General features: G+C 38.9%; 21 protein-coding genes and 1 tRNA gene. 11 read left to right on the top strand and 11 right to left on the bottom strand.

The window, feature by feature from the left end:
- Positions 1 to 15 precede the first annotated feature (15 nt).
- Positions 16 to 8,166, bottom strand: a complete 8,151-nt coding sequence (locus KIH23_RS13815; RefSeq protein WP_213213201.1) for a choice-of-anchor D domain-containing protein — start codon at positions 8,164 to 8,166, stop codon at positions 16 to 18.
- A gap of 330 nt (positions 8,167 to 8,496) precedes the next feature.
- Positions 8,497 to 8,570, bottom strand: a tRNA-Met gene (locus KIH23_RS09270).
- Positions 8,571 to 8,719: 149 nt separating this feature from the next.
- Here KIH23_RS09270 and KIH23_RS09265 point away from each other — a divergent pair.
- The gene (locus KIH23_RS09265) at positions 8,720 to 9,112 is read left to right on the top strand and encodes an START-like domain-containing protein (RefSeq protein ID WP_213213200.1); all 393 of its coding nucleotides are present in this window, start codon (positions 8,720 to 8,722) and stop codon (positions 9,110 to 9,112) included.
- 48 nt (positions 9,113 to 9,160) lie between these two features.
- Complete coding sequence (locus tag KIH23_RS09260; protein ID WP_213213199.1) at positions 9,161 to 9,997, top strand: aminotransferase class IV; 837 nt, start codon at positions 9,161 to 9,163, stop codon at positions 9,995 to 9,997.
- Here KIH23_RS09260 and KIH23_RS09255 read toward each other — a convergent pair.
- From KIH23_RS09255 to KIH23_RS09225, 7 genes are all read right to left on the bottom strand, one after another.
- Positions 9,994 to 10,554, bottom strand: a complete 561-nt coding sequence (locus KIH23_RS09255) for a YqgE/AlgH family protein (protein ID WP_213213198.1) — start codon at positions 10,552 to 10,554, stop codon at positions 9,994 to 9,996. The two genes, KIH23_RS09260 and KIH23_RS09255, sit on opposite strands and share 4 nt — an antisense overlap.
- Positions 10,555 to 10,675: 121 nt before the next feature.
- The gene (locus tag KIH23_RS09250) at positions 10,676 to 10,948 is read right to left on the bottom strand and encodes an HU family DNA-binding protein (protein ID WP_213213197.1); all 273 of its coding nucleotides are present in this window, start codon (positions 10,946 to 10,948) and stop codon (positions 10,676 to 10,678) included.
- Positions 10,949 to 11,114: 166 nt separating this feature from the next.
- Positions 11,115 to 12,062 (bottom strand): methionyl-tRNA formyltransferase, encoded by a 948-nt coding sequence (gene fmt / locus KIH23_RS09245; RefSeq protein WP_213213196.1) that lies wholly within the window; start codon positions 12,060 to 12,062, stop codon positions 11,115 to 11,117.
- Complete coding sequence (locus KIH23_RS09240; RefSeq protein WP_213213233.1) at positions 12,059 to 13,954, bottom strand: ATP-dependent DNA helicase RecQ; 1,896 nt, start codon at positions 13,952 to 13,954, stop codon at positions 12,059 to 12,061. Before KIH23_RS09240 ends, fmt begins: the two co-directional genes overlap by 4 nt.
- 93 nt (positions 13,955 to 14,047) lie before the next feature.
- Positions 14,048 to 14,329, bottom strand: a complete 282-nt coding sequence (locus tag KIH23_RS09235) for a hypothetical protein (RefSeq protein ID WP_213213195.1) — start codon at positions 14,327 to 14,329, stop codon at positions 14,048 to 14,050.
- The gene (locus KIH23_RS09230) at positions 14,281 to 14,556 is read right to left on the bottom strand and encodes a helix-turn-helix domain-containing protein (RefSeq protein WP_213213194.1); all 276 of its coding nucleotides are present in this window, start codon (positions 14,554 to 14,556) and stop codon (positions 14,281 to 14,283) included. The genes KIH23_RS09235 and KIH23_RS09230 overlap by 49 nt, the downstream gene beginning before the upstream one ends.
- 213 nt (positions 14,557 to 14,769) lie before the next feature.
- Complete coding sequence (locus KIH23_RS09225; protein WP_213213193.1) at positions 14,770 to 15,306, bottom strand: AAA family ATPase; 537 nt, start codon at positions 15,304 to 15,306, stop codon at positions 14,770 to 14,772.
- A 151-nt stretch (positions 15,307 to 15,457) separates the two neighbouring features.
- Between KIH23_RS09225 and KIH23_RS09220 the strand changes: the two genes are divergently transcribed.
- The 4 genes from KIH23_RS09220 to KIH23_RS09205 are packed head-to-tail and all read left to right on the top strand — an operon-like array spanning position 15,458 to position 18,679.
- Positions 15,458 to 15,745: a DUF493 family protein gene (locus KIH23_RS09220; protein ID WP_213213192.1), complete on the top strand. Its 288-nt coding sequence runs from the start codon at positions 15,458 to 15,460 to the stop codon at positions 15,743 to 15,745.
- Between the two features lies 1 nt (position 15,746).
- Entirely contained in the window at positions 15,747 to 16,454 is a 708-nt protein-coding gene (locus tag KIH23_RS09215) for a DUF4290 domain-containing protein (RefSeq protein ID WP_213213191.1), read from the top strand.
- A gap of 36 nt (positions 16,455 to 16,490) precedes the next feature.
- Positions 16,491 to 17,798 carry a UDP-N-acetylglucosamine 1-carboxyvinyltransferase gene (gene murA / locus KIH23_RS09210; protein WP_213213190.1) on the top strand — a complete coding sequence of 436 codons (1,308 nt, stop codon included), beginning with the start codon at positions 16,491 to 16,493 and terminating at the stop codon, positions 17,796 to 17,798.
- An 8-nt stretch (positions 17,799 to 17,806) separates the two neighbouring features.
- On the top strand, positions 17,807 to 18,679 hold the full coding sequence (locus KIH23_RS09205; protein WP_213213189.1) for a cation diffusion facilitator family transporter: 873 nt from the start codon (positions 17,807 to 17,809) through the stop codon (positions 18,677 to 18,679).
- Here KIH23_RS09205 and KIH23_RS09200 read toward each other — a convergent pair.
- Positions 18,676 to 21,153, bottom strand: a complete 2,478-nt coding sequence (locus tag KIH23_RS09200) for a DUF5686 and carboxypeptidase regulatory-like domain-containing protein (protein WP_213213188.1) — start codon at positions 21,151 to 21,153, stop codon at positions 18,676 to 18,678. The two genes, KIH23_RS09205 and KIH23_RS09200, sit on opposite strands and share 4 nt — an antisense overlap.
- A 2-nt stretch (positions 21,154 to 21,155) precedes the next feature.
- Positions 21,156 to 21,575: a type II 3-dehydroquinate dehydratase gene (gene aroQ / locus KIH23_RS09195; protein ID WP_213213187.1), complete on the bottom strand. Its 420-nt coding sequence runs from the start codon at positions 21,573 to 21,575 to the stop codon at positions 21,156 to 21,158.
- A gap of 458 nt (positions 21,576 to 22,033) precedes the next feature.
- On the opposite strand from aroQ, the gene KIH23_RS09190 reads away from it, so the two are divergent.
- From KIH23_RS09190 to KIH23_RS09170, 5 genes are all read left to right on the top strand, one after another.
- A complete protein-coding gene (locus tag KIH23_RS09190; protein WP_213213186.1) occupies positions 22,034 to 22,681 on the top strand; it encodes a BT1926 family outer membrane beta-barrel protein in 648 nt (215 codons plus the stop codon).
- 159 nt (positions 22,682 to 22,840) lie between these two features.
- Positions 22,841 to 23,335, top strand: coding sequence for a porin family protein (locus tag KIH23_RS09185; RefSeq protein WP_213213185.1), 495 nt, complete (start codon positions 22,841 to 22,843; stop codon positions 23,333 to 23,335).
- A 59-nt stretch (positions 23,336 to 23,394) separates the two neighbouring features.
- Positions 23,395 to 24,297 carry a site-specific tyrosine recombinase XerD gene (gene xerD, locus KIH23_RS09180; RefSeq protein WP_213213184.1) on the top strand — a complete coding sequence of 301 codons (903 nt, stop codon included), beginning with the start codon at positions 23,395 to 23,397 and terminating at the stop codon, positions 24,295 to 24,297.
- A gap of 160 nt (positions 24,298 to 24,457) precedes the next feature.
- The gene (locus KIH23_RS09175) at positions 24,458 to 25,978 is read left to right on the top strand and encodes a sensor histidine kinase (protein ID WP_213213183.1); all 1,521 of its coding nucleotides are present in this window, start codon (positions 24,458 to 24,460) and stop codon (positions 25,976 to 25,978) included.
- Positions 25,968 to 26,375, top strand: a complete 408-nt coding sequence (locus KIH23_RS09170; protein WP_213213182.1) for a response regulator — start codon at positions 25,968 to 25,970, stop codon at positions 26,373 to 26,375. The genes KIH23_RS09175 and KIH23_RS09170 overlap by 11 nt, the downstream gene beginning before the upstream one ends.
- Positions 26,376 to 26,426: the final 51 nt, after the last annotated feature.

The raw sequence follows: 26,426 nt of genomic DNA, 5'->3' as shown, positions 1-26,426 counted from the left end.
GGGAAAAAAGGGGGATTATTTGATGATGATCTTTTTGGTTAGATCACCTTTTGAGGTCGTTACTTTAACAATGTAGGCTCCGGTGCTGATGTTGGTTACCGGAATTTGGATTTTGTTTCCGTTGTTGTTTTCTACATTCCAAGTTTTTACATTTTGTCCGAGCATATTGATGAGCTCAATATCTTTGATAATTGCATTCGACAAGCCTTTCGTAATGTTAATCATACTGTCATTGTTGGTGTATGACACAATCACTTCTTCGTTTTCATTAAAGTCATCTACACCAAGGTTTGGACTTGTTGAAAAACATAGTGAGAATCGGTCTGCATATATACCCGTTGCCAAGTTAATTTGGAAATCTTGATTGCGGATGTTGTGGTACAATCCCGTTACGTTGTCTTTTATGTAGATGTTTTGGTTGGCATCTAGATTTTCAACATCATCTAATTTAAACTTGACATCGCCAGCAGTAGTGTTTTTTAATGACAATGGATAAACTCTATTGGCATTGAAAGCTCCTACACCTTGTATAACCAAATTGTTTGAACCTGATTTGAAATATAAATCATTAGGTTGGGTGTCAATTTGAACAGCATCGTATCCGAAATCAAAACCTTCGGTGGCTAAATTATCCATGAATCCGAGCAAAATTTGACGGTGATAATTATTGGCCGAATCAAAACCTAAGCGAATTCTGGCAAAAGTGTCTCCGCCCACAAATGAGTCTTCTCTATTGTCAAAAGCAGGATCAGCTTGTGTGAATTGATTTGCTTGGCGATACATATAGTTTGAGGTTGCGTCATCTTCTTTCACAAAAGCTCTTTGGCTGTTGTTAAAAGTAATGGTTCCGCCTGTGCTGCTTCCGTAGACTAAGAAACCTTGCCCCACCGGAATGAATCTTCCCGGAGTTCTTGAACTAGAGCCTTCTCCGCTAATACCTGAAGGAGCTACCGGAGGTGTACCGCCAACTAAATTTCTTGCTGAGTATCCGCCTTGATAATCTAACAAGTTATGTGATGAGTTGGTGCTGTAGTGCTCCCAGAAATACAATGAACCTGTTATTGATGAACTATTAGCCGTGATAAATGCATTGGCATCAAGTGCTGATGGGTATGGATTACCCGCCAAATTTAAGTTGCCAGGAGCAATTACTGTTGTAATGGTTCCGCTGTTTGGCTTGCCCACAAAAGTGTAGTTCTGTGAAGCAGTTCCCGCATCGCTACCTTTAAGGGTGTATCCTTGAGCAGCCAATAGTGTTCCGTTTTGACCAACAGCTGACCAGTTGGCATACTGAGGGGTCAAGTTTTGGAATTTATAAATCCAGTAGCTGCTCAACGTAATTGGTGAAGTAGCTGCAGAACCGTTGTAACCTGTTGTCCAGTTGATGGTTTTTAGGTTGTTCGGATCTGTACCGTCACGCATCACACCACTAACGGTGTATGAGTTATTGTTTGATACAGAATTTATGGTTCCAACCGGTGAACACCAATAGTTGTAATTAAATTTGTTGGATTGACCTTGTTGGTCTCTTTCAATTGAACCCGTACCAGTAGCATCTAAAACACTATTGGTTGTTTGCAATAGTTGTGATTTACCTTGTAAGTCAATTTTTCCGTTGAGCAACAAATACCAATCATTTTGCAATTTAGTGTCGTTGTTCATGGTTACCGTTTTTCCAGAGTCAACAATCAAACCTAAGTCAACTGAATTAGCTGTTTCAGTAATATTGTGTTGCACCTGAATAATTGACCAATCTTGATCCATAGCGTCTTGACCTCGAACTTCATTGGTTGGGCTGTTTACTGCTGTAGCAAAACTTCCGTCTCTTTCGGTTACAAAAGGCATTGGCGCTTGTTGTGTGTATATATTTTTATGGTTGTAGATTTTCATACCAGTTCCAGTGTCAATAGAAGCAGTAGTTAAATCATCAATAATATCGTTTTTGTATGCATCCATTCTGTAATATCTCAATACATTAGTGAACGGAAGCGATCCAACATCTACCGGTACGATCAAACCTCTAACTTGTGAACTTGAGTTTTGAATTTCCTGATAAACCATTCTTTGGAATTGTGATGCTGTAAGTGCTACATTGAATACTCTTACTTCATCTATTTTTCCTTTGAAGTATTTGGTTGAGGTACTTGGATCTTTACCTAAAGTAAGTGATGTAGCATCGGCTGCTAAACTTCCGGCAACAGCTGCTGAATTTACTTCGGCCCCGTTGAGGTATAATTTTAAAGTACCACCACCATAAGTAGCACCAACATGATACCATTGATTGGTACTCAAGGCTGTGCTGTAAGTTAACGTTGTGCCATTGGCAACTACTTCAAGTCTGCGGCTATTGTTTACACGAATGTGGAAATTATTTTGCCCGACAATTACACCGTCTGATGAGTATCCGCTGCCCAAATCAATCCAGGCCATCAAAGACGCATTGGCTAAACCGCTCAATACCCCGGTTCCTTGGCCATAATCATTGCGACCATCAAAATCAAGTAATAGTTTGCGGTCTAAATCTCTTGGTGAACCATAGAAATTGGTATTGGTATCAAAGGCATCCAAGATTCCGTCTTTGTCAATATCGGCTGTTCCGTCAATTTTACCATCGTTATTGGCATCTAAGCTAGCGTATAGAGTAGAGCTGATGTCATAAACGCCAGCCGTTCTTGCAATTACTTTTAAATAATCGGCATTTCCGGTGCCTAAAGTGTTGGTTGGTAATGATTTTCCGGTATTTCCGAATCCTGATAACGAATCAAAAACTGTAAGAATACCATCAGCATCGGCATCAGCTCCGTCACCGGCGCCATCACCGTTAACATCACCATCTCCATTGGTCAAACCACATTCGTCAACATCAAAGATTGAATCATTGTCTGAATCAAGATCAATGTAGTTTGGCACTGCATCACCATCTGTATTTTTAGGAGTACCGCCGCTGTTATAATAAGCTTCAGCAGTATCATGGAATCCATTAGTATTGGCATCTACCCAGGTTCCGCCCGATAAATCCATGCGGTCTTTTCCGTTTGAATATGCAGTCCACAAATCTTCGTTGATATCGCCAATACCGTCGTTATCTGAATCCAGATCATAAGCATCGGCTGTTCCGTCTTGATCTGTATCGGTTAACAATTGTACAATTCTAATATCATCCAGAGCTAAGTCGTTACCACTACCACCCAATTGGTTATTTCTAAATACAATTGAATAACCCGTTTGTGTAGGGGTAAATGTATTTGAAAAATAGAACCAGTTACCCGCTAAATTACCGGCTGTAGTTGGGGCAATATCACCTGTGTTAAGTGAACTTACAATGGTATTGCTTAAATCTCTGATTTCTACAGTAATGTTCGGACGGTTACGAGAATCAATACTTGGCGCATCTGAACGGTCAAGGTTGATTACCCAAAAGCCATAGGTTAACGGAGCATTGGTAATGACACCGTGCATTACTGTTCTGTAGAACTCTTCGGTTACTTTATTGGTAGCATTAAAAATAGCCATTCTTCCGTTGGTATCACTAGGTGTGTGGTCAACGCCTTGGTACCAATAAGTTGGTGCCCATGATGCTACAGCTGTCGAACCTGATTCATAGTATACAGTATATTGACCATCGTCACAGTTAACATTAGCTGCCGTATCACAAGTTGTAATAGCACTTGTTCCGTCTTCATAACAATAAGTGGTTGTTGCCGATGATACGAAGTCATTGATATCAGCTCGTGTTGTACCGGAACCGAAGGTTTCATTCAAAAGAGTCATTTGAACTTGTGTTCCCAAAACTGAACCTGAAGCATAACTTTGCTCAACATTATCAGGAATACCATCGTTGTCATCGTCTGAATCAAGATGGTTGTATGCTCCATCGCCATCGGTATCACTAAAGGCTTGTAATCCTGTACCTGTAATGGCAAATGTGTATGGGTTTTTTGAAGCCCCAGGGTCATTGTTGGCAATTGAAACCGTTGCATTTTTAATTCCTGTTGAAGTAGGATTAAAAGTAACTGTAAAGGTTGTTGTGCTTGAAGCAGCTACTGAAGCAGCCGGTTGAACAGTAACCGAAAAGTCTGTACTTCCTGACAAAGCTACACGTGGAGTGCCAGTAAGGCTCAAGGCTGAAGTACCTGTGTTTTCAACGGTATAGGTTCTAGAAATTGGCGAGCTTACGTTGGTAGTTCCAAAATCAGTCCAGTCGGCCGCAGAAGGAGTCGTATCATTGTCAGCAATGAGTAAGGCTACTGCTTTAACATTCATGTTGATGGTGCTTCCTGTTCCTTGAATAGTAAAATTGTATGGGTTTTCAGAAGCGTCATTATTGGCAATATTGATTATTGCAGATCGAACACCTACACCACCTGCCGTGAATTTAACAGTAAATGTTGTTGAAGTTCTACCAGCTACAGTTGCACTTGGCGAACTGATGATTGAAAAATCACCGGGGTTGGTTCCTCCAAAAGTAATTCCTGTAATATTTAGCGTAATACTACCTGTATTTTGAATTGTGAAAGTTCTGGTGGTACTTACAGTTGAAAAATCAGTCCAATCTGTAGTTGTTGGCGTCGTATCACCGTCTACAATATCATTGGTGTTCCCTTGTATATTGATTTCTTGAGCTGTTCCGGTTCCGGTTAAGGCAAAATCATATGGGTTTTCATTAGCATCATCGTTTGCAATTGATATAGTTGCAGTTCTTGCTCCGGCGGCTGTTGGTGTAAACTGTACAGTAAATGAAGTATTATCACCAGCAGCTACACTTGTGTTTGGTGGAACAGATATGCTGTATTCTGAAGCATTGATGCCCGAAAAGCTGATGGTGCCAATATTTAAGATTCCGGTTCCGGTATTAAATATGGTAAAAGTTCTTGTACTAGCTCCGTTAAAGTTGGTCCAATCAGCAACTGCTGGTGTGGTATCACCATCTGCAATAGAAACTAAGTTACCTTGTACATCCATTTCAGGAGCATACACAGTAGCTACTACAGCGGTTCTTGGCGAAGAAGCACATCCAGCGCCACTCACTGCAACTGCATAATAAGTTGTGGTTGTTGAAATTGATGGTGTAGTAAAGCTGTTGCCGCTACCGATGGCGCCACCACCTGAAGATGTAGAATACCAGAAAACAGTTCCGCCACCCGATGAAGTGGCTCCTAAAACTACGGTTCCTGTACCAGTTCTAGCTCCCGGTGTGGTTCCTGTAATACTAGGTGTATTATTAACGGTCATAGTGACTGTATTTGACGAAGCAGGAGAGCCCAATAAACAAGAGCTAATGCTTGAAGTCATGATACAAATTACTTGATCGCCATGCGTTAAAGTTGATGAAGTATAAGTGGTTGAATTTGTGCCAACGTTGGTTCCGTTCAAAGTCCATTGATAAGATGGAGTTGAACCACCATTGGTTGGAGTTGCTGTAAAGGTTACACTGGTTCCCGAACAAATTGTAGTAGCGGTTGCAGTTATGCTTACACTTGCCGTAGCATACGGATTTACCGTCATGGTAAGTGCATTTGATGTTGCTGGCGAACCGGTAACACATGTTAAACTTGAAGTCATCACACAAGTAACGATGTTTCCGTTGGCTAACGAACCGGTGCTGTATGTGGCGCTATTGGTTCCGACATTTGAACCATTTACTTTCCATTGATATGTTGGTGTTGCACCGCCATTGGTTGGCGTGGCTGTAAAAGTTATTGTATTTCCGGCACAAACTGATGTAGAAGCTGTTGAGATGACAACGCTAGCAGCAAGTGGTGTGGTTACCGACATTGTAATTGCATTTGAAGTAGCAGGCGAACCAGCCAAACAAGTAACCGGAGTTGCTGTCATCACACAAGTAACAACATCACCATTGGCTAAAGTTGTTGAAGTATATGTTGTACTGTTTGTACCAACGCTTGAACCATTAACCCTCCACTGATAAGTTGGTGTTGCTCCGCCATTGGTTGGAGTAGCAGTAAAAGTTACACTGGTTCCGCCGCAAATAGTTGTTGCGCTAGCACTAATACTGACACTTGCAACTACAGAAGGAGTAATTGATAAGGTCTTAGTGTCCGTAACATTTCCACATCCTGGGTTTACAGCAGTTAGTGTTAAAATTACACTGCCAGCCGAAACATCAGCCGCACTAGGAGTGTACGTACAGGTAGTTAATGAAGTTGCATTACTAAACACTCCTGTACCACTAGATGTCCATAAAACCGAAGCTTGGTTTGTGGCACTTGAACCCGCAGTTATGTTTACAGCTCCTGAAGCTGAACAGGTTGAAACGGCTGTTCCGGCATCAACTGTTGACGGGCTATTGAAATATAATGTTTTATTTGATACCGCTGTACCACCACAAGGTGCGTTTCCGGTTACAGTTAAGGTTAGGGTTACGCTACCCGCTAGTAAATCAACTGCTGAGGGTGCATATGTACAGTTTGTAAGTGATGTGGCATTGCTTAATGTTCCTAAAATACCACTGGTAGTCCACTGTACAGAACTGTAGTTGGTAGCCGTAGCACCTGCAGTAATATTCACCGCTGCGCCCGTATTGCAAGTATAAACATCGGTTCCTGCATTTGAAGTTGGTCCAGGCTGAATAGTTAAAGTTTTGTTTGAAGTTGCATTTGAGCACGGAGCAGTTCCGTTTGCTGTAAGTGTTATAGTTACACTACCAGCAGCTATATCAGCAGCTGAAGGAGTATAAGTACAAGTAGTTAGGTTGTTTGCGTTGGCAAAAGTACCCGTTCCGCTTGAGGTCCATTGAATTGAACTGTAATTTGCAGCACTTCTGCCTGCGGTAATATTTACTGCACCTGAGTTGTAACAGGTATTGATGGCTGTTCCAGCGTTAGCCGTTGGAGCAGCTGTTATAGTCAAAGTTTTATTAGATGTAACAACACCACATGGAGATGATCCTGTCACGCTCAAAGTTAAGGTTACGCTTCCGGCGGCTATATCAGCAGCTGATGGAGTATAAGTACAATTCGATAATGAATTAGCGCTAGTTAGAGTTCCTGTGCCACTACTTGACCATGAAAAGGCTGTATAAAAAGTAGCATTCGCACCAGCACAAATATTTACTGCGCCACTATTAGAACAAGTACTAACCGCTGTTCCGGCCACTGCTGTTGGAGCACTGACAACATTCACTGAGGCAGTATTGTTCGTTCCTATTGCTGCCGAGCAAAAACCGTTCGAACTGATATTGGTTATGGTAATATTGGTTGTACCAACATTCAAAGCTGATGTAGTAAAAGTTCCTGTTCCAGGAGTTCCAGAGGCAAATGTTACTAATGCTGTTGAACCAGTAGCTGTTGTTGCTCCGGTTAGGTTGTATGTAATGGTATAAGTGCCGCTGGGCATTGAATTTGAGCGTATGGTTACGGTTGAAGTTGAACCACTTCCGCAAAGAGGGCCTGTAGCAGTTGTAGCTGAGGTTAGACTATATGATGGGCAAACCCATGAAATAATTACTTGACCATTCGCGCCAGCCATACTGCTTGAAGCACCTTCACCACGACCACCGCCGCCGCTACCCGGGGCATTGCCGATAGTTGCAACCGGATTTCCGTCTGCTGCTGCACCTAGACCACCTATTGCTTGACCAGAACCCCCGGCAGTAGCTACAGTAGTGCTTGTGCCTCCGTTTGAGCCATTACCTCCCGCTGCTGCTGATGTAGCTGAGCCACCACCACCACCACCGGCTTCGTTGTTGGCGCCACCGGATGATGCGCGTGCTGCTCCACCATTTCCTCCGGAGCGTGAGAGTGTAACTGGTGCTACTATGGCTGAAGCGGCACCACCGGCACCACCTGTGCGTCCGCTTCCAGGTGCTCCACCGTTGGCCGTAACTCCACTCATTGTTGTTGATGTTCCTGAAGCTCCTACAGCTCCGCCGGCTCCTACAGTAAAGGGCACGGCTGTTCCGTGTGAGACTCCGAGTGTAGCTCGTGTGTAAGCGCCACCACCGCCACCGCCAGAGGCTGTGGTTCCTGATGCGCCACCACCACCAGCGCCCCATAATTCAACAGTAACTGATGAAACACCTGCAGGAGGGTTGAAGCTTCCTGAGGTTGAGTAGGTTTGTGTGCTTTGCGCATTTGATATGGCTGCTATAAGCAAGATTATGCATAGCCATAAAAATTTCTTTCCTTGTAAAGTAGTTGTTTCCATAATTCTTTTTCCCCCGAAAAGTGATTATTTGGTTAGTAACTTTTTAACGAGTCAAAAGTAGAAGGTGTATTTTAACTGACAAAATTTTTTGTCGATAAAAAGCATAAAAAATCGATGAAATGCACTTTTTGATGTATTTTTAAAGTAAAAGATTACAAAAACTATTAAAAATAATTGTTTTTCATCGATGGGAAACAGGTTGTATTATGTACTTGATTGAAACAGATTAATTATTATATGGGTTTTTTCTGATTTTTTTGAAATAACCCGGAAGAAAATAAATAAAAAAAGCCTCAAACATAATTGTTTAAGGCTATTGATACTGTGTAGTAGCGAGGACGGGAGTTGAACCCGTGACCTCAGGGTTATGAATCCTGCGCTCTAACCAACTGAGCTACCTCGCCATGATTCGGTGCATCCCTGAATGCGGCTGCAAATATATAACTTAAATTATAGGTTGCAAATTAATCTTTCGAAAAAAAATTATTTATAAAATTGCTTTTTTATTGTACTATTATTCTATATATTTCACCGATAAATAGGGTTCAAAACCATGGAAGTAAAGACGAAATACGAATTAGAATTCCCAATCAATTCATCACCACAATTGTTATATCAGTATATATCAACACCTTCTGGTTTATCAGAGTGGTTTGCTGATAATGTAAATTCACGCGGAGAATATTTTACCTTTATATGGGATGACACAGAAGAATATGCCAGAGTATCATCAAAAAAAACAGGTGAAAAGATTAAATTTAGATGGATTGACGAAAATAAAAAAGACACCGATTATTTTTTTGAACTCAGAATTCTCGAAGATGAAATCACTAAAGATGTATCGCTCATGATTATTGATTTTGCACAACATGATGAAATTGAAGAAGCCAAATTACTTTGGGAAAATCAAATATCTGATTTAAAACATGTCATTGGATCAGTTTAAAAACGTTTCTTTTAACCTTATATTTGCCCTGTTTTAAGGGCTTTTTTTATGATTAATATCAACGGTGAATTGGTTTTTCAAGCCGATCAAGACTGGACAAGCAACAGAAGTTTTCTATACGGAGACGGTATTTTTGACACCTTAAAGATTGTTGACGGTCAAGTGTTGTTTTTAGAAGATCATTACTTTAGGTTGATGGCTTCTTTGCGTATAGTTCGTATGGAAATCCCGATGGATTTTACTATGGAGCATTTTGAAGCTGAATTGATTAAAACGGCTCAAGTGAATCTTTGTGCCGATTCTGCGCGTGCACGCATTACTTTTTATCGCGACAGCTCAGGCTTTTATTTACCTAAAACTTCACAAGTAAAGTATGTTATTCGGGTAAGCGCACTTGAGCAGAAATCATATACATGTTCAACCCAAACCTATGAGGTTGATTTATACAAAGATTTTCACGTTGCTAAAAACCTATTGTCAACACTCAAAACAACGAGCAAAATGATTCATGTTACCGGAAGTATTTTTGCTCAAGAAAACGGTTATCAGAACTGCCTTTTAATCAACGATGATAAAAATATTGTTGAAGCACTTAATGGCAATTTATTTATGCTTAAGGATAAAAAGCTCACAACTCCTCCTATTTCAGAAGGCTGCCTGAACGGGGTCATGCGCAAACGAGTTATACAATTAGCTCAAAAAGTTGAAGGAATTCAAGTTGCCGAAGCTATTATATCGCCTTTTGATTTGCAGAATGCAGATGAATTATTCATTACGAATGTTATCAATGGTATTCAACCCATTAGCCAATATCGAAAGAAGAAATACACAGGCGAATTATCCATCAAGCTTACCCAATTACTCAACGAATCAATTAAGTCTTAATTCAAAATCGGGTTTTCCGGAGCATTTGACCAAATGACATAATCACCACCAATTTCGAGTATTTTTTCTTTCCAGAAATCGGTACTTGATTTACCTATAATTTTATTTTTGTAGAGATTCTCAGATAAAATCCAAGAGTTTGATTTCATTTCTTGTTCCAACTGTTGCGGACTCCAACCGGTATAACCCAAGAAAAAGCGAATGTTGTCCTTTTTGATTTTTCCGGTATTGATGAGGTCTTTGGTGAGTTCAAAATTACCACCCCAAAAAATTCCATTCGAAATTTCAACGCTATCGGTAATCAGGTCGGGTATGTTGTGAATAAAATAAAGATTGTCTTGTTCTACAGGACCACCGTTGTAGATTTTAAAATTGGCCTCGACATCTGGAACTAAATCGTTGATGGTATACTTTAAAGGCTTGTTGATGATGAATCCTACGGATCCGTCTTGATTGTGATCGGCGAGTAATATTACTGAGCGATTGAATGACAAATCTCCAATAATTGAAGGTTCTGCGATTAGCAATTGCCCTTTTTGTAATTTTTCAGATATCATGAGAATTGCAATTTTACCTAAAATTAAGAATAAAAGTTTTAAATAAACAAATATCCTTCACAGAATTTCAAAAAAAAAGTCCCCAAAACGGAGACTTTTCTTTATATTTTATAAACTTTTATTAGTTTACAGAACCTTCTAATTCAGCACCAGCTTTGAATTTTACTACATTCTTAGCAGCGATTTTGATGGTTTTTCCAGTTTGAGGGTTTCTTCCTTCTCTAGCAGCTCTTTTAGAAACTGACCAAGATCCGAAACCTACCAAAGATACTCTTCCACCTTTTTTCAAGGTACCACCTACGTTGTTCAAGAATGATTCCAAAGCCAATTTTGCAGCTGCTTTAGTAATTCCTGCGTCAGCAGCAATTGCATCGATTAATTCTGATTTGTTCATAATAATAGTTATTAATTGTTGGTTAAACATTAAGTTATAAGTGAAACAAATTTAGTAGGAAATCCTTACCACGCAAGCGATTTAGCCTGATTTCAGCATTTTTGTTGATAAATCGGGTTATTTGTTGATAAAGGCAGTGTTTTTTGAGGTTTTTTCAGCGCTGAGGCTAGTAAGTACGTGCCTTTTCTGAGAATGAAACACCGTTTAAAAGTTCTGATGCACTCATTCTTTTTTTACCAGGAAGCTGCAAACTCAAAATTTGGATCCATCCATCTTGAACGGCTACCGACAAACTCTTTTTTGCAGTCAACAGACTACCTATATTATAAGTATGCGTTTCTCTGATAAATTCGGCTTCATAAATTTTGACATTCCATTCCTGGTCTTCATCGGCAAAAAAGCACCAAGCCGCGGGATAGGGTGATAAACCGCGAATCAAGTTATAAATCGTCTCGCCCGAGGCTTGCCAATCAATTTTGCAATTCTCGCGGTTGAGTTTGTAGGCTGTTTTGAGTTCGGCATTTTCTGGCTGAATGGTCGTTTGAACATCGCCATGCTCGATAAGTTTTAGTGTGTCAATCACCGCTTGGCTTCCGATGTCGATCAATCTGTCGTGCAGTGTTCCGGCATTTTCGGCTAAATCAATTTCGGTTTTACGACTCAGAATCATCGCGCCGGTATCAATTTTATCGTCAATAAAAAAGGTGGTTACGCCAGTCTGGGTTTCACCATTGATAATAGCCCAATTAATAGGAGCGGCCCCGCGATAATCTGGCAGAAGTGATGCGTGCAAATTAAAAGTGCCGTACTCAGGCATATCCCAAACCACTTTGGGTAACATTCTAAAAGCAACTACCACTTGCAGATTGGCTTGAAGACTTTTGAGTTCAGCCAAAAAAGTTTCGTCTTTAAGGTTGGTGGGTTGCAATAATCTGAGTCCGTGTTCAAGAGCATACTCTTTTACGGCTGAATATTTTATTTTTTGCCCGCGTCCGGCAGGTTTATCAGCAGCGGTAATAACCCCAACTACTTCATATTGATTTTTGCAAATAGTATCGAGGATGCCCACAGCAAACTCGGGTGTGCCCATAAAGACAATTTTTAATGGCTTCATTTATTTAAGGTATATTGACTGTTGGCCTGTACCGAAATGATTTCGTTTTCCAGCAGCGTTTGCAAGGCAAAGATAATATCGTTTGCTTCATAACCCAGCCGGTTTTGAAGTTCTCTTGAAGACAATTTTTCAGATTTGAGCAGCTCAAGAATTTCACGGGTGAGGTTGGGTTCTTGATCCATGCCTTTTTTCTGCTGAATGCAATAGGAGCACATACCACAACTTTGTGAGCCTTTTTCGCCAAAATATTCCAATAACTGTTCACTTTTACAGTGTTGGTGATTGGTGGCGTATGCTAAAACGGCATCGAGTTGTTCGATTTTGCGTTGGTTTTGCATTTCTAAAAAGCGACTGACCCGATTGATGGTTTTTTCGTCTTCGCGGATTTCGTGAAAAATCAGTTGTGTGTCGTTGTTTTTTGATTGCAGTGAAATCATCTCACGCTTGTGCCATTTTTCAAGTAAGGCCAAAACATCACTTTCTGGAGCACCCGATTTTTTGGCTATTAAAGCCGGATTTAGTGCAGTTGGCAAATCATAAACACCCGGATAGGTGCGCAAAATGGTCAGTAAGATTTCTTCGTCGGCCGGATTCAAACTCATATATCTGATAACCTCACGCGATTCAATCAAAAACTGCAAGGTAATTTTTTCAGAGAATTCTTGTGATAAACCAATAACACCTTGTCGATCTAAAAACTGCAAGGCTTGATAGGTTTTTAAAATCGGAAAGTTGTATTTGGTACAAAAAGTATTTAAGCTAAAGGCAAATACTTCACCTATACCTTCGCCATAAGCCACTTGAAAATAGCTGCACAATTTGAGGTAAACCTGAAGCAAGAATTTTTTGTCAGGCAACATAGCCAACAATTGTTGCTTGGCGGTTTGTATCTCTGAGGTTGCGGTTAGTAAAACAGCAAAGGCTTTTTGGTTGTTTCTGCCGGCGCGACCCGCTTCTTGATAGTAATTTTCCAGATTATCGGGCAGCTGAATATGTACCACTGTTTTCACGTTGGCTTTGTCTATGCCCATTCCGAAGGCATTGGTGGCCACCATGACTTGGGTTGATTCATCCATCCAGCGATTCATGTTTTGCTCTTTGTCTTTGCGCGACAATCCACCGTGATAATACACTGCTCGATACCCCATGGCATTGAGTTGAGCAGCAGTATCAACACAGGATTTTCGGTTTCGTACATATATAATAGAAGGCTCGGGGTTTTTCTGAAGGATTTGCCCGAGCAAAAACAGTTTGTCTTCGGTTGGGTAAACCATATAAGCCAAGTTCTCGCGGGCAAAAGATTTTTTAAAAACTATAGGCTTATTAAGTTTGAGCTGTTCAATAATATCTTCTTGAACTCTTGGTGTTGCCGAAGCTGTCAAAGCAATAAAAGGAACTTTCGGAAAAAGCGTTTTGAGCGTTGCAATTTTTAAATAAGCCGGACGAAAATCATGACCCCATTGCGATACACAATGCGCCTCGTCAATAGCGATGAGGTTGATGCGCAGGTTTTTGATGCGCTCTAAAATCCAATCTGATTGCAGACGCTCGGGGGATACATACAAAAACTTGTAGTTTCCGAATTGACAATTGTCTAAAAGATCTGAAATTTCATCGGTTGATAGCCCGCCGGTAATAGATATCGCCTTGATGTCAATTTTCTGAAGGTTGTCGATTTGATCTTTCATCAAGGCCACCAACGGTGAAATGACTAGTGCCATGCCGGGTTGCATCATAGCCGGAACCTGAAAACATATTGATTTTCCGCCGCCGGTAGGCATCAAAGCAAAAGTGTCTTGGCCATCAAGCACACTTTGAATGATTTGTTCTTGCGGTTTTCGAAAACGGTCGTGTTTCCAATATTTTTGAAGTATTTGTATGGCGTCAAGCATCATTTTTAGGTAGATAAATAAACTGCATAAACAAAGATAACAAAATCAATAGTCTTTAGCTTTACTCTTGAGTTGTGTTATGATGATGAATAATCATTTTTTTGTGAGTTTTGATTCGAGTAATTTTTTTTCAAAATCAAGCAGCTCTTTTTGATGTTCTTGTTCGGTGAGCAATTCGGTTAGTTCTGATAGAGTGTTTACTTTTTCTCTTTGAGATAAAAAAATTTTGATATGTGGTACCGGAAGTTTTTCGGGTTTTGTAGTTTTTACAAAGGCTATTAATTTTTGTAAGCTCCGTTCTGCATTTAATTTTTTGGTGGTATTTTCTATCTTTTTTTCAATTTTAAGCAGTTTAAATTCATTTTCGCGTTGCAATTCTTTCCATTTTTTTGCGCGATTTCTTGTTGATGATGTTCAAATCCTTGGTTGTCAAAATCATTGAGATGTTTGAGTATCTCACTCAATAAAAGTGTTGCTTGGTGCGGAAGTTGTCTTTTTCCGGATTCAAACATGGACCATTGGCTGCGTGTGATGCCCATAAGCATGGCTACATCGTATTGGTTGAGCCCAAGCATTTTGTTTAGTTTAACTGTTTTTTTCATCTGTTTTTCGTGTAGAATTATACAAGCGATGCGATATGTTAATTTGTGTCATTTTTTTTTAAAAAAATATTTTGACACAAAAACTGTGTCAATTTTTTAAAAATAAAAAAAATGACACAAATTAACATTTGACTTCTGGAAATAAAAGATTTGCTGAGACGCATCACAGCAATTGGTTTAAAAGATGAATTTCAAAAAGAATGAACTCAAAAGTTAATCCAGCGCATTCAAGATAAATGCGATTCGGTTTTCAACAGAATCTTTTGGAACTTCGGTGAGCTGGTAACCATAATGCGAATAGGTTTCGACCAAATGGTTGTAGATGAGTTTGGCTTGTTCGTAGTTTTCGTAGCGCTCGGCATCAGATTCGTAGATTTCTTCCCAAGGCGGCAAGATGAAAATTTTGTGGTATAAATGTTCGCGACAAGCAACATCAAAAAAAGAAGGATAACTATCGCCTATATAATGCATATAAGCTAGAATATCAGGAATTCCTCGGTCAATAAAAACGCGTTCACAAGGTTCGTTGAGCGCATTTTGGTGTTGTTTTTTTCGGCCTTCAAGCAGCAATTCACTAAATAAGAGTGGTCTTTCAAGAAACAACTGCTCAATACCTTGCTTTTTGGCTTCTAGGGTGATCTCGCGTGAAATCTCGGGATAACAACAGTATCCTTTTGCTTTTAGTCCTTCGATGATGGTGGTTTTTCCGGTACCGGGCCCACCAATAAGCACGATGATTTCTTGAGCCACTGATTTTGAAATAAGCGGCAAATCTACTCAAACTAATCTAGAATTAAAAAAATCAATGAGGTTAAAAAAATGTCAAACACAAAAAACCTCGTAATGATGTCTGAAAATCTTAAATCAATGCCCTATATTTGCCTTTATTTTATAGACAAAAATGGATAACAAAACCCAAGAATTCTACGAGCGCCTCAAAGTAGAATTAGATATAAACAATCCTGTTTGGCCTGCCGAATATCTGTTTAAATTTATCGTGCCCACCGACCCGTCAAAAATCAAACAAGTAGAAGATGCTTTTGATTGTATGGGCGCTGTCATTAAAACAACCAAATCTAAAACCGGAAAATTCACGAGTATTTCTATTGATGTCACCATGAAAAATGCTGATGAAATCATCAGTAAATATCAAGAAGTCTCAGTGGTTGAAGGAATTATTTCGCTATAATATGCATTCAAAATATATCAAAGAAAAAGCTGGAGATGTTGTTTTTAACCTCGAATATAATTCTGAGAGAAAGCATCTAATCATTCCTGAATACGGGCGTCATTTGCACAAACTGATCGATCAGGCGGTTCAAGTTCAAGACCGCGAAGAACGCAATAAATTGGCCCGTTACATTATTCAAGTCATGGGCAGTTTGAATCCGCATTTGCGCGATGTTCCTGATTTTCAACACAAATTGTGGGATCAGATTTTTATTATGTCTGATTTTAAACTCGACGTTGATTCGCCTTATCCGATTCCGTCACGTGAGGTTTTACAGCTCAAACCTGACCCATTGCCTTATCCGCAGAATTTTCCCAAGTATCGTTTTTACGGCAACAACATCAAATATATGATTGACGTTGCCAATAGTTGGGAAGAGGGCGAACTCAAAAGTGCTTTGGTCAAGGTTATCGCCAACCACATGAAAAAGAGTTTTTTGAGTTGGAACAAAGACACCGTCAAAGATGAAGTGATTTTTGAACATTTGTATGAGCTTTCCGGTGGAAAAATCAATATGATGCAAGGCGATGAAGAGCTCGTCAACACTACTGATTTGATGCGGACCAACAAAAAATCTTCAAACAAGAACATGCCGAACAATGGCAAGATGCACAACAAGAATAAAAAAGGAAAGATTTTTATCAAAAAGAACAACAACCAAAAATAACATCCAAAAGTAAAGACTAGAAAAGGAAATTGATTTATGGGAACATTTAAAATTGAAGGAGGCATTCGTCTCAAAGGAGAAGTCAAACCTCAAGGTGCTAAAAATGAGGCATTGCAAATATTATGTGCTGTTTTATTGACTCCTGAAAAAGTAACCATCAACAATATACCTGACATTATTGATGTCAACAAACTCATTACTTTACTGGGTAATTTGGGTGTAAAAATTCAGCGCAACGGGCAAGGTTCCATCACGTTTCAGTCTGATGAAGTCAACGTCGGATATCTCGAAACTGAAGCTTTTAAAAAAGAAGGCGGTTCTTTGCGCGGCTCAATTATGATTGTCGGTCCGCTCTTGGCGCGTTATGGCAAAGGATATATTCCAAAACCGGGCGGAGACAAAATTGGTCGCCGTCGTTTAGATACCCACTTTGAAGGTTTTATCAACTTAGGTGCAAAATTCCGCTACAACCGCGAAGATCACTTTTATGGGGTTGAAGCGCCTGAAGGTTTAACCGGAGCTTATATGTTGCTCGATGAAGCCTCGGTAACCGGAACCGCCAACGTAGTGATGGCAGCGGTTTTGGCCAAAGGAACGACTACTATATACAACGCAGCTTGCGAACCTTATTTGCAACAATTGTGTAAAATGCTCAACTCAATGGGCGCTAAAATTCACGGAGTAGGTTCTAACTTACTCACTATTGAAGGTGTTGAATCATTGGGCGGATGTACGCATACCATTTTGCCGGATATGATTGAGATTGGCAGTTGGATTGGTCTGGCTGCGATGACCCGCAGTGAGATTACCATTAAAGACGTTAGCTGGGATAATTTAGGTGTGATTCCAAGTGTTTTTAGAAAACTCGGAATTACTTTAGAGCGTCGCGGAGACGATATTTATATTCCTACCCACGAGACCTATCAAATCAAAACGGATATTGACGGATCAATCTTGACCATTGCCGATGCACCGTGGCCGGGGTTTACCCCTGATTTGTTGAGTATTATTTTAGTGGTAGCCACACAGGCCAACGGCGATGTGCTCATTCACCAAAAAATGTTTGAAAGCCGTTTGTTCTTTGTGGATAAACTTATTGATATGGGCGCCAAGATTATGTTGTGTGATCCGCACCGTGCGGTGGTTATGGGTCACGATTTTAAATCACAGCTCAAAGCAACTACTATGTCTTCGCCGGATATTCGCGCGGGAATCTCTTTGCTTATTGCGGCACTTTCAGCCAAAGGCACGAGTACCATTCAAAACATCGAACAAATTGACCGCGGATACGAACGCATTGACGAGCGACTCAGAGCTTTGGGTGCCAACATTGTTCGCGTATAATTTTTGGTATGAGTCACGAGCAAACTGCAGTAAAAGCCACATATTTCAGTATCTTCGGAAACTTGGCTTTGGCACTGGTAAAAGGTTTGGCCGGATTTTTAGGTAATTCTTATGCACTCATTGCCGATGCTTTAGAATCAACAACCGATGTTTTTTCGTCTTTATTGGTTTTATTCGGAATCAAATACGCCAACAAACCAGCCGATGACAATCATCCGTACGGACACGGTAGGGCAGAACCCCTGATTACTTTTTTGGTGGTGGTTTTTTTGATTACCACTGCTACCGTTATTGCCTACGAAAGCATCATTAATATAGGTACGCCGCATCAACTTCCTGAAAGATGGACTTTGATTGTTTTGGGCATCATCATCATCTGGAAAGAATATTCGTATCGGTTGGTGCTCAAACGCAGCAAACAAACCAACAGTTCTGCACTTGAAGCCGATGCTTGGCACCACCGCAGCGATGCGATTACTTCGGTGGCTGCTTTAATCGGAATATCTATTGCTCTTTTTTTGGGTCCGGGATACGAATCCGCTGATGATTGGGCCGCTTTGTTCGCCTCGGGCTTTATCATGTACAACAGTTATTTGATTTTTCGTCCGGCACTGGGTGAAATCATGGATGAACACGTGTATGACGATTTAATTGATGAAATTCGTCAAGTTTCATTAACCGTTTCGGGTGTCATCGATACCGAAAAATGCTTTATCCGCAAAGCCGGTATGAAATATCATGTTGATTTGCACGCGGTGGTCAACGCACATATATCGGTTAAAGAAGGACATGACATTGCGCATTTACTCAAAGATACTTTACGAGAACAAATTCCGCAGCTGGGACATGTGCTCATTCACATTGAGCCACACGAAGATTAATTGAACATATCTAGAATTTTGAGCCCGAAGATTACGCCGTCTTCTTGATGCCCATTTTGGTAAGAGTGGATGTAATCAATCCTGAAAATTTTTAGTTTGCCAAAGCCCAATTGGTCAAGACCGATTGTATATTCGTGGTACGGACTGCGCTCAGGAACCGATAGATTGTGATAACCCAAAACCAAAGTCGAATGCAATAAATTAATCAGCGGAAGCTTGTTGGTCATGTATCCGTTGTCGTTGTGTTCGGCATGAAATTCAAAATAAGCATTGTTGGTACTTGCGCTATAATAGGGTAAGAGATTGAATTGGTTGAGGTATTGATCTTCAGTGCCCACATAAGTTCGGTTGCCATTGAAATGTTTGTAATCAACAAATGAAATGTTTTGAGCGTGATAAAATTTTCCAACCGTAGCATGTAAGGACAAGTTTCCTTTGTTGCCCACAGTTCTATCATAGGTAATTTGCGCACTCAGATGGTCGTAATTGTATTTGTTTTCATTAGCGGCCAAGCCTTTTTCATAATTAAAATGAAGCGTTGGATATAGGTCGTTGGGCAAATTGAACTTTCCGTCCGGACGCAACCAATATTCTTGTCCGAAATTAATTTTAGCCCCGAGTTTGAGCTTGACCAAATTGTGTTTGACAAGGGCTGCTGAATTTTCTACATCAGGCAAAAGCGGATTGTTGGATGTGTAGATTTTATCAGCTACATTGGCAATGACATAATTGGTATGGTTGTACAAAGGTTTGCGCTCAGAATAATACAATTCAGTTTTGAACCAGAATCCGTTGAACCACTCGCGGTTAAAGAACCCACCAACAAAATTCGATTCGTATAACTTTATATAATTATCTTCAAAAAACAAGGTGCTGATGCTGTTGATGAATTTATTGATTGGATTGTTGGCATTAAATTGCAAAGCTTGTCTTCCGGCACAAATAGCCATTTCACTGTGGTGCATATTTTCAAGTTTGTTGTGGTAATTCAAAAAACCTCTGAATTTTTGCTCGGCAATGCCATAATCCATTTCTGCTTTGATGCTTGATCGGGTTCGTGTTTCCGGATCATTTTTGTAATACCCAATAGATGTTGCTATATCCCAACCTTGAACGGTATTGAAGCTCACACCTTTGATTAAACCATCATAATCAATACGCCATTTCTGAAATGAATTTTTATAATTATAGCCCCAAATGATGTCATCAATTCTAAATCGATTGTGTTTGGCATCGATTGAATCTAAATAGGTTTTTGATTTTTTTTTGGTTTGCAGTGCGTCTTTTTTGAGATAATCGTTGGTTTCTTCAGCAGTTAACGGTACCGGTCGGAATTGATTCCAATATTCATCGTTTTTTTTGTTGGCGTTCTTTTCAATGGTTATGGCTGCTCCGGCAAAGGTTTTCTTGTTTAGTTTTGGTTCAAAATCGTAATTTGAATACACATAGGTAAATCGTCCGTTGAGGTTGATACCCATCATACCGGCCTCAAAATCGAGTGTTTGTGTATTCTTTGACCAAATTTTGTTGTTTTGGTTGTAGCTGTAATTTTGCTTGAGCGTCATTGAATTCATGGCCGGCATTTGAATCTGCTTGCCGGTAGTGGTTAAATCAACGGCATAAATAGACCAACTATCTTCTACTATATATAGGTAACCTTCAAAAACAGGTTCAGTTTGGCGTTTGGGCGTAACTTTAATTTTGTTGATTTGAATATTGTTTTGGTCAAAGAATGAACTTTCAATTTTAAACTTGTAATAATGAAAGGCATTGTCGGCTAAGGGCGAAATTGCATTGGTACCAAGCTCAATATAATTGTTGTAAAAATCAAAATTGGCCGAAGCCGCAGTGTTAAAACTAAAACCATTGTCTTTGCCGCTTACTTTTGATGCGATGATGGTTTCTTTGAGTTTGTCTGGTTTTTTATAGGTGATTTTTGATACAGTTTCAGACAAATACAAAACACCGCTTCGGGTTGAGTCAAGGATTTCATCAAACGAATCAAACTTTTGACCTAAAATTTTCTTGGGCGCATCTTTGATTCTAAAAATGCCTCGAGAGTAAAAGTCAGAGTTAAAAGCGTTTGTGCCTTCAGAATTGTCTTTTTTGTTCTTAATGGCTGCGCGGATGATTTCATTGGCCGGATTGTTTTTGGGGTCAATCACCACGGTTTGGAGTTGGTAGTTTTCTTCTTGAAGCTCAATATTTACTTCTGAATGGTTATCTCCTGGCTGAATTGTTTTTTTGGCTGTTTTGTATCCGAGATATTGGAACACAATGACAAACGAATCTTTTGAATTGTGACTGAGTTCGTATTGTCCTAAGTCATTGGTTATAGTTCCGATGTAAGTATCTTCAATATGAATGGTAACGGCCGGTAGCAAATTTCCTTGTGTATCGGTTACTTTTCCATGAATTTGTGCTAACCCAAGAGTTGTAAAAAGAAACACGATCAAACAGTATTTTTTTTTCATACCTATATATATACAAATGATTGAATAGCCAAACGATAACTTTCAAGCCCAAAACCAATAATGATTCCGTGTGCATAAGGTGCAACAAACGATTGATGTCGGAAACTTTCGCGGGCATAAATATTTGATATATGAACTTCAACAACGGGAGCTTTGATGGCTTTTACAGCGTCACCAATTCCTATTGAAGTATGAGTGTACGCAGCAGCGTTGAGTATGATGCCGTCATAATCAAAACCAACTTCGTGTAGTTTATTGATGAGCTCGCCTTCAATGTTGCTTTGGAAATAGGTTATTTCAGCGGATTTAAACGCTGTTTGAAGTTCTTTAAAATAAGTTTCAAATGATTGGTTTCCGTAGGTTTCGGGTTCTCGCTGTCCTAAAAGATTTAGGTTTGGACCATTGATGATGATGAGTTTCATACGATAGAGTTAGTTTAGCTAAAATAAATAAAAATGCAGATTGCAACCCCAATGAAATGATTGAAAATTTCACGAATTGATACGGATGAATAAATAAACTTACACTTTATTAACAATTTTAAATAGCTGTTGTTGATAAAGTAGTTAAAAACTAAATTTTGAGATTTAAATTAAAATCGTATTTAGAGCTTAACAAAACTGCATTCACCGATTTAGGTTGTACATACCTTGTCTTTTCAGGTTGTTTGCTGTTTGTGAAAGGTGTCTTGAATTTAAATTTCTGTCTGATTTGAAGGGCTTTTTGTGCCTGTCTACCGCAGTATTAATTCATTCTTATTGCTTGAAATTCAACCATGTAGGCTTTTATGAGGCTTTGGCAGCCTAAAAAAAAGGCCTAAAAATTTTTTTGTTAACAATTTATTCTATATTTGCGGTATTAATTTTAAACAAAACTGAACATGAAAAAAATTATTTTATCAACTGTAGCACTTTTCGCTTTCGGAATTGCTAGCGCTCAGATCAAAACTGATGCTGGTACTTTTGCTAAACCAGCTGCTGGTACTTGGATTGTTGAGGCAACTATGACTCCTGATTTGACAGGTGGAGGTATCTTCAAATTGTCAAATGTTGGTTCTTCTGACTGGGGTATTTTGGGTGTTAAAGCTAGAAAATTTAGCTCTGACAAAAGTGCTTTAAGATTTGCAGGTAACTTACACGTAGTTAGCTCAGGTGAGAAAAATGTAAACGGTGACAATGCAGCTGCTGAATTTACTGTAGCGGCTTCAGTTGGTGTTGAAAAACACATGGCTGGTGCTGAAAGATTGTCAACTTACTGGGGTTACGAAGGTACTTTAGCATACATGAACGAAAATGCTAGAGATGCTGCTGGTAATATCTTAGATGATAAATCAACTAAAATTGGTGTAGGTGCTAATGTATTTACAGGTTTTGATTACTACATCATGCCTAAAATTTACCTAGGAGCTGAGGTTTCTTACGGTCTTGCTTTGACTAGCTCTAAAGCTGGTGAAGATGCTGACAACGTAACAAAAATCGAATTGTCTCCTTCAATTACACCTTCATTCAGAATTGGTTGGCAGTTCTAATCATTGCGTAATATTTTATAAGAAAGCCTCTCATCATGAGAGGCTTTTTTTATCCCTTATGGTTTATAAACGTGTTCAAAACTTTGGCTGTAAGGTGATTTTTCATTTGAACGAAAAAAGTTACATTTGAATCAATTAATATTAAACAAAAACAGTAACATGAAAAAAGTAATTTTATCAATTCTAGCAGTTTTTGCTATTGGTTTTGTAAACGCTCAAAGTAAAGGTGACTCTTCTATGGGCTTTGGTGTTAAAGCTGGGGTAGATATGGTTTCTGCCAAAGCTGACGGATATTCGGTATCTACTACTGGTTTTTATTTAGGTGGTTTTGCTGAGTTTGGTTTAGCAGATAAGTTGGTATTGCAACCCGGATTAAATTACCACACAGCTTCAAAAGACGGAGTTAAATTTTCTTATTTGAGTATTCCTGTATTGGCTAAGTACGAAATTGCCGAAAGTTTTAATTTGATGGGAGGCCCTTCATTGTATTACAGTCTTGAATCAGAAGATGATGACAAAACAAGATTTAACTTTGATATAGGTGCATCTTACAATTTTACTGATGAATTTTTTGTTGAGCCAAGATATTCAGTTGGATTGTCAGGTGATGTTAAAGTTAGTCACTTTTTGTTGGGTGTTGGATACAAGTTCTAATCCATCAATAATTGAATTTATAAGCCTCTCAATTGAGAGGCTTTTTTTATCTTGGTAGGATGAATTGGAATACCTATTTAAGTCATTATAAGTCATATTTAAAGATTGAGCGCGGTTTATCAGCAAATACCATTGATAACTATACTTTTGATGTGCTTAGGCTTTGTGATTTTCTTAAAGCGAATCATTTTGATGTGAGTCCAATTCAAGTCACACCAGAAATTATTCAGCAATTTATTTATCAAATTTCAAAAGAACTCAATGCTCGTTCGCAAGCTAGAATTATCTCGGGTTTAAAAAGTTTTTTTTCTTATCTCATTTTTGAAGATTACCGGTCTGATGACCCATTAGCTTTGATTGAAGCGCCGCGTATTGGACGTAAACTTCCTGATGTTTTATCTATTTCAGAAATTGACGCTTTGATTTCAGCTATTGATCTAAGTAAACCCGAAGGCGAGCGCAATAGAGCAATTTTAGAATCGCTTTATGGTTGTGGATTACGCGTATCAGAGCTTATTGAACTAAAAATTTCTGATTTATTTTTTGATGAAGGCTTTATTAAAGTTACCGGAAAGGGTAATAAACAACGTTTTGTTCCCATTGGGCAAACTACTCAAAAGTATATTGAATGGTATCGGCTTCAAATTCGGTCACAATTAACGGTAAAAAAAGGTTCTGAAGATATTTTATTTCTCAATAGACGAGGTAATAAACTTACTCGAGCTATGATTTTTACTATTATTCGAGATTTGGCCGGCTTGATTAGCTTAGAAAAGAACATTAGCCCACATACCTTTAGGCACTCATTTGCCACACATTTACTTGAAAACGGCGCTGATTTACGCTCGATTCAAATGATGCTTGGGCATGAGTCTATAACCACTACCGAAGTTTATGTTCATCTTGATAGACGTCACCTTACCCAAATTGTGCATCAATTCCATCCTCGAAACAAAAAATAAAGATAAAACTTACATATAGTGTTAAAAATAAACGATTTTGTGTAATTTGACGATAAAAATTGCATTTAATCGATTTTTTTATTTATGTTTGGACTCGTTGTGAATATGCAACTAATTAAACAAGCATACAAAATGGCCCCAACTAAATTTGTATTCAACTATGAAAACCTACAACTATTCGGAATTTAAACATCTCGAAGAAAAAGACAGTTTATATAAGAAGCTGTTGATGCATTCACCCGACTTGATTTTTCACTTCTATTTAGATCTCACCGGAAACATGATTTTTCCGTTTTTGAGTAAATCAGTAATCTCTCATTTTGAGCTTTCACAGCACGAAAAGCATGAAACGGCATATAGAGTTCTCAAAAGCCGAATTCATCTTGATGATTTTCAAGCTTTCTTAACTTCGGTTCAAGTTGCCAAAAGAACACTACAGCCCTGGAAGCATGAATTCAGAGTTGTGCTTCCTGAAAAAGGACTCAGATGGTATCAAGGTTTTGCTACTGTTGAATCAGATGATGACGGAACTGTTGGCTTCTACGGAAAAATTACAGATGTTACCTTATATAAAGAACAAGAGTCAAAGCTCAAACTTTCAGAAGAACGCTTTCAGTTTGCCTTGCAGGCGTCTTCAGAAGGAATTTGGGATTTAGATGTTAAAACCAACAAAGTTTTTTACTCGTCTCAATCTATGAAAATGCTTGAATTTGGTGAGCATGATCGTACAGATTCAATTAATTTATGGGATGATCGTGTTCATCCTGAAGACAAAGAACGCTATTTAACCGATATTCAATTGCATATTGACAATTTGACTCCGTATTATGAAAATGCTCAGCGCGTTAGGACACAATCCGGCGAGTACAAATGGATTTTGAGTCGCGGCAAAATTATTCAGCGCGACGCGTTCAACAATCCGCTGCGTATCATTGGTACCCATACCGATATATCTATTCAAAAGCAAAAAGAAGAGGATATGATCAAGACCATGGGTATTATCGGAAAGCAAAACAGCAGACTGCTCAATTTTGCCCATATTGTTTCGCACAATTTGCGATCTCATTCAAGCAATATTGAAATGTTGCTCAACATCATAGACGATGAATCAGACCAAGCATTTATTGATGAGAGCTTTAAGCATCTAAAAACTTCATCAAAAGCACTCACGCAAACCATAGCACATTTGAAAGAACTTGTTGAAATTCAGTCTGAGCTTTCACACAAAAAAGAGAACCTCAATCTGAATAGTTTTTTAGGTAAAACCCTAGATATATTGGGTGAAGAAATAAAATCCAACAAAGTCATCATCAAAAATAAACTCAAAAAAAGTGAAACAATTTTGTTTAACCCAGCTTATTTAGAAAGCATTCTTCTTAACTTTACCTCAAACGCCATACGATATGCTCATCCTGATCGAACGCCGGTAATTAGTTATTCTTTTAAGTCTAACAATAATCAAAAAGTATTAGAAATTCAAGATAATGGCTTAGGTATTAATCTTGAAAAACACGGAGAGAAGTTGTTCGGAATGTATAAAACTTTTCACAAGCACAAAGATTCCAGAGGTATTGGTTTATTTATCACCAAAAATCAAATCGAAGCGATGGGAGGAACTGTTGATGTTCAAAGTATTGTTGGCGAAGGAACTACTTTTAAAATCTATTTCAATGAGCAATAGTAAATTTAAAGACGTTTTTGTTGTTGATGATGATAAAGTTTTTCATTTCATCATTCAGAAGTTGTTTAGTAAAAATAATATTAATATTAAGCCCAGTTTCTATCTCAACGGATTAGAAGCCATTGAAACAATTAGAGAGAAAGTCAATCTCGGAGTTTCGATGCCCGACCTTATTCTTTTGGATATTAACATGCCTATTATGGATGGCTGGCAATTTCTTGATGAGTATAGAAAAACGTGTACTACCAATACATCCACTACCGGGCAAACTATTATTTATTTGGTTAGTTCGTCTAATAGTATTACCGATTTAAATAAGGCAAAGGATTATCAAGATCAGATTAAAGATTATTTCTTTAAACCAATGACTTTAGAAGATCTCAAGAAAATATTTTAAATAAAAAAGCACTCGGTTAAAGAGTGCTTTTTTTTATGAATTGATTCAAAA

This window comes from Flavobacterium sp. CYK-55 (genome assembly GCF_018413465.1).
Taxonomy (GTDB): domain Bacteria; phylum Bacteroidota; class Bacteroidia; order Flavobacteriales; family Flavobacteriaceae; genus Flavobacterium.
This window is presented reverse-complemented; position numbering and strand designations above follow the sequence as displayed.

Bases quoted from the DNA above. Each gene is read 5' to 3' on its own strand.
- KIH23_RS09200 (WP_213213188.1), bottom strand. From the start codon at position 21,153: ATGAAAAAAAAATACTGTTTGATCGTGTTTCTTTTTACAACTCTTGGG.
- KIH23_RS09240 (WP_213213233.1), bottom strand. From the start codon at position 13,954: ATGCTTGACGCCATACAAATACTTCAAAAATATTGGAAACACGACCGT.
- KIH23_RS09175 (WP_213213183.1), top strand. From the start codon at position 24,458: ATGAAAACCTACAACTATTCGGAATTTAAACATCTCGAAGAAAAAGAC.
- KIH23_RS09170 (WP_213213182.1), top strand. From the start codon at position 25,968: ATGAGCAATAGTAAATTTAAAGACGTTTTTGTTGTTGATGATGATAAA.
- murA (WP_213213190.1), top strand. From the start codon at position 16,491: ATGGGAACATTTAAAATTGAAGGAGGCATTCGTCTCAAAGGAGAAGTC.
- KIH23_RS09255 (WP_213213198.1), bottom strand. From the start codon at position 10,554: ATGATATCTGAAAAATTACAAAAAGGGCAATTGCTAATCGCAGAACCT.
- KIH23_RS09185 (WP_213213185.1), top strand. From the start codon at position 22,841: ATGAAAAAAGTAATTTTATCAATTCTAGCAGTTTTTGCTATTGGTTTT.
- xerD (WP_213213184.1), top strand. From the start codon at position 23,395: ATGAATTGGAATACCTATTTAAGTCATTATAAGTCATATTTAAAGATT.
- fmt (WP_213213196.1), bottom strand. From the start codon at position 12,062: ATGAAGCCATTAAAAATTGTCTTTATGGGCACACCCGAGTTTGCTGTG.
- KIH23_RS09215 (WP_213213191.1), top strand. From the start codon at position 15,747: ATGCATTCAAAATATATCAAAGAAAAAGCTGGAGATGTTGTTTTTAAC.
- KIH23_RS09220 (WP_213213192.1), top strand. From the start codon at position 15,458: ATGGATAACAAAACCCAAGAATTCTACGAGCGCCTCAAAGTAGAATTA.
- KIH23_RS09260 (WP_213213199.1), top strand. From the start codon at position 9,161: ATGATTAATATCAACGGTGAATTGGTTTTTCAAGCCGATCAAGACTGG.
- KIH23_RS09190 (WP_213213186.1), top strand. From the start codon at position 22,034: ATGAAAAAAATTATTTTATCAACTGTAGCACTTTTCGCTTTCGGAATT.
- KIH23_RS09205 (WP_213213189.1), top strand. From the start codon at position 17,807: ATGAGTCACGAGCAAACTGCAGTAAAAGCCACATATTTCAGTATCTTC.
- KIH23_RS09230 (WP_213213194.1), bottom strand. From the start codon at position 14,556: ATGAAAAAAACAGTTAAACTAAACAAAATGCTTGGGCTCAACCAATAC.
- KIH23_RS09250 (WP_213213197.1), bottom strand. From the start codon at position 10,948: ATGAACAAATCAGAATTAATCGATGCAATTGCTGCTGACGCAGGAATT.
- KIH23_RS13815 (WP_213213201.1), bottom strand. From the start codon at position 8,166: ATGGAAACAACTACTTTACAAGGAAAGAAATTTTTATGGCTATGCATA.
- aroQ (WP_213213187.1), bottom strand. From the start codon at position 21,575: ATGAAACTCATCATCATCAATGGTCCAAACCTAAATCTTTTAGGACAG.
- KIH23_RS09265 (WP_213213200.1), top strand. From the start codon at position 8,720: ATGGAAGTAAAGACGAAATACGAATTAGAATTCCCAATCAATTCATCA.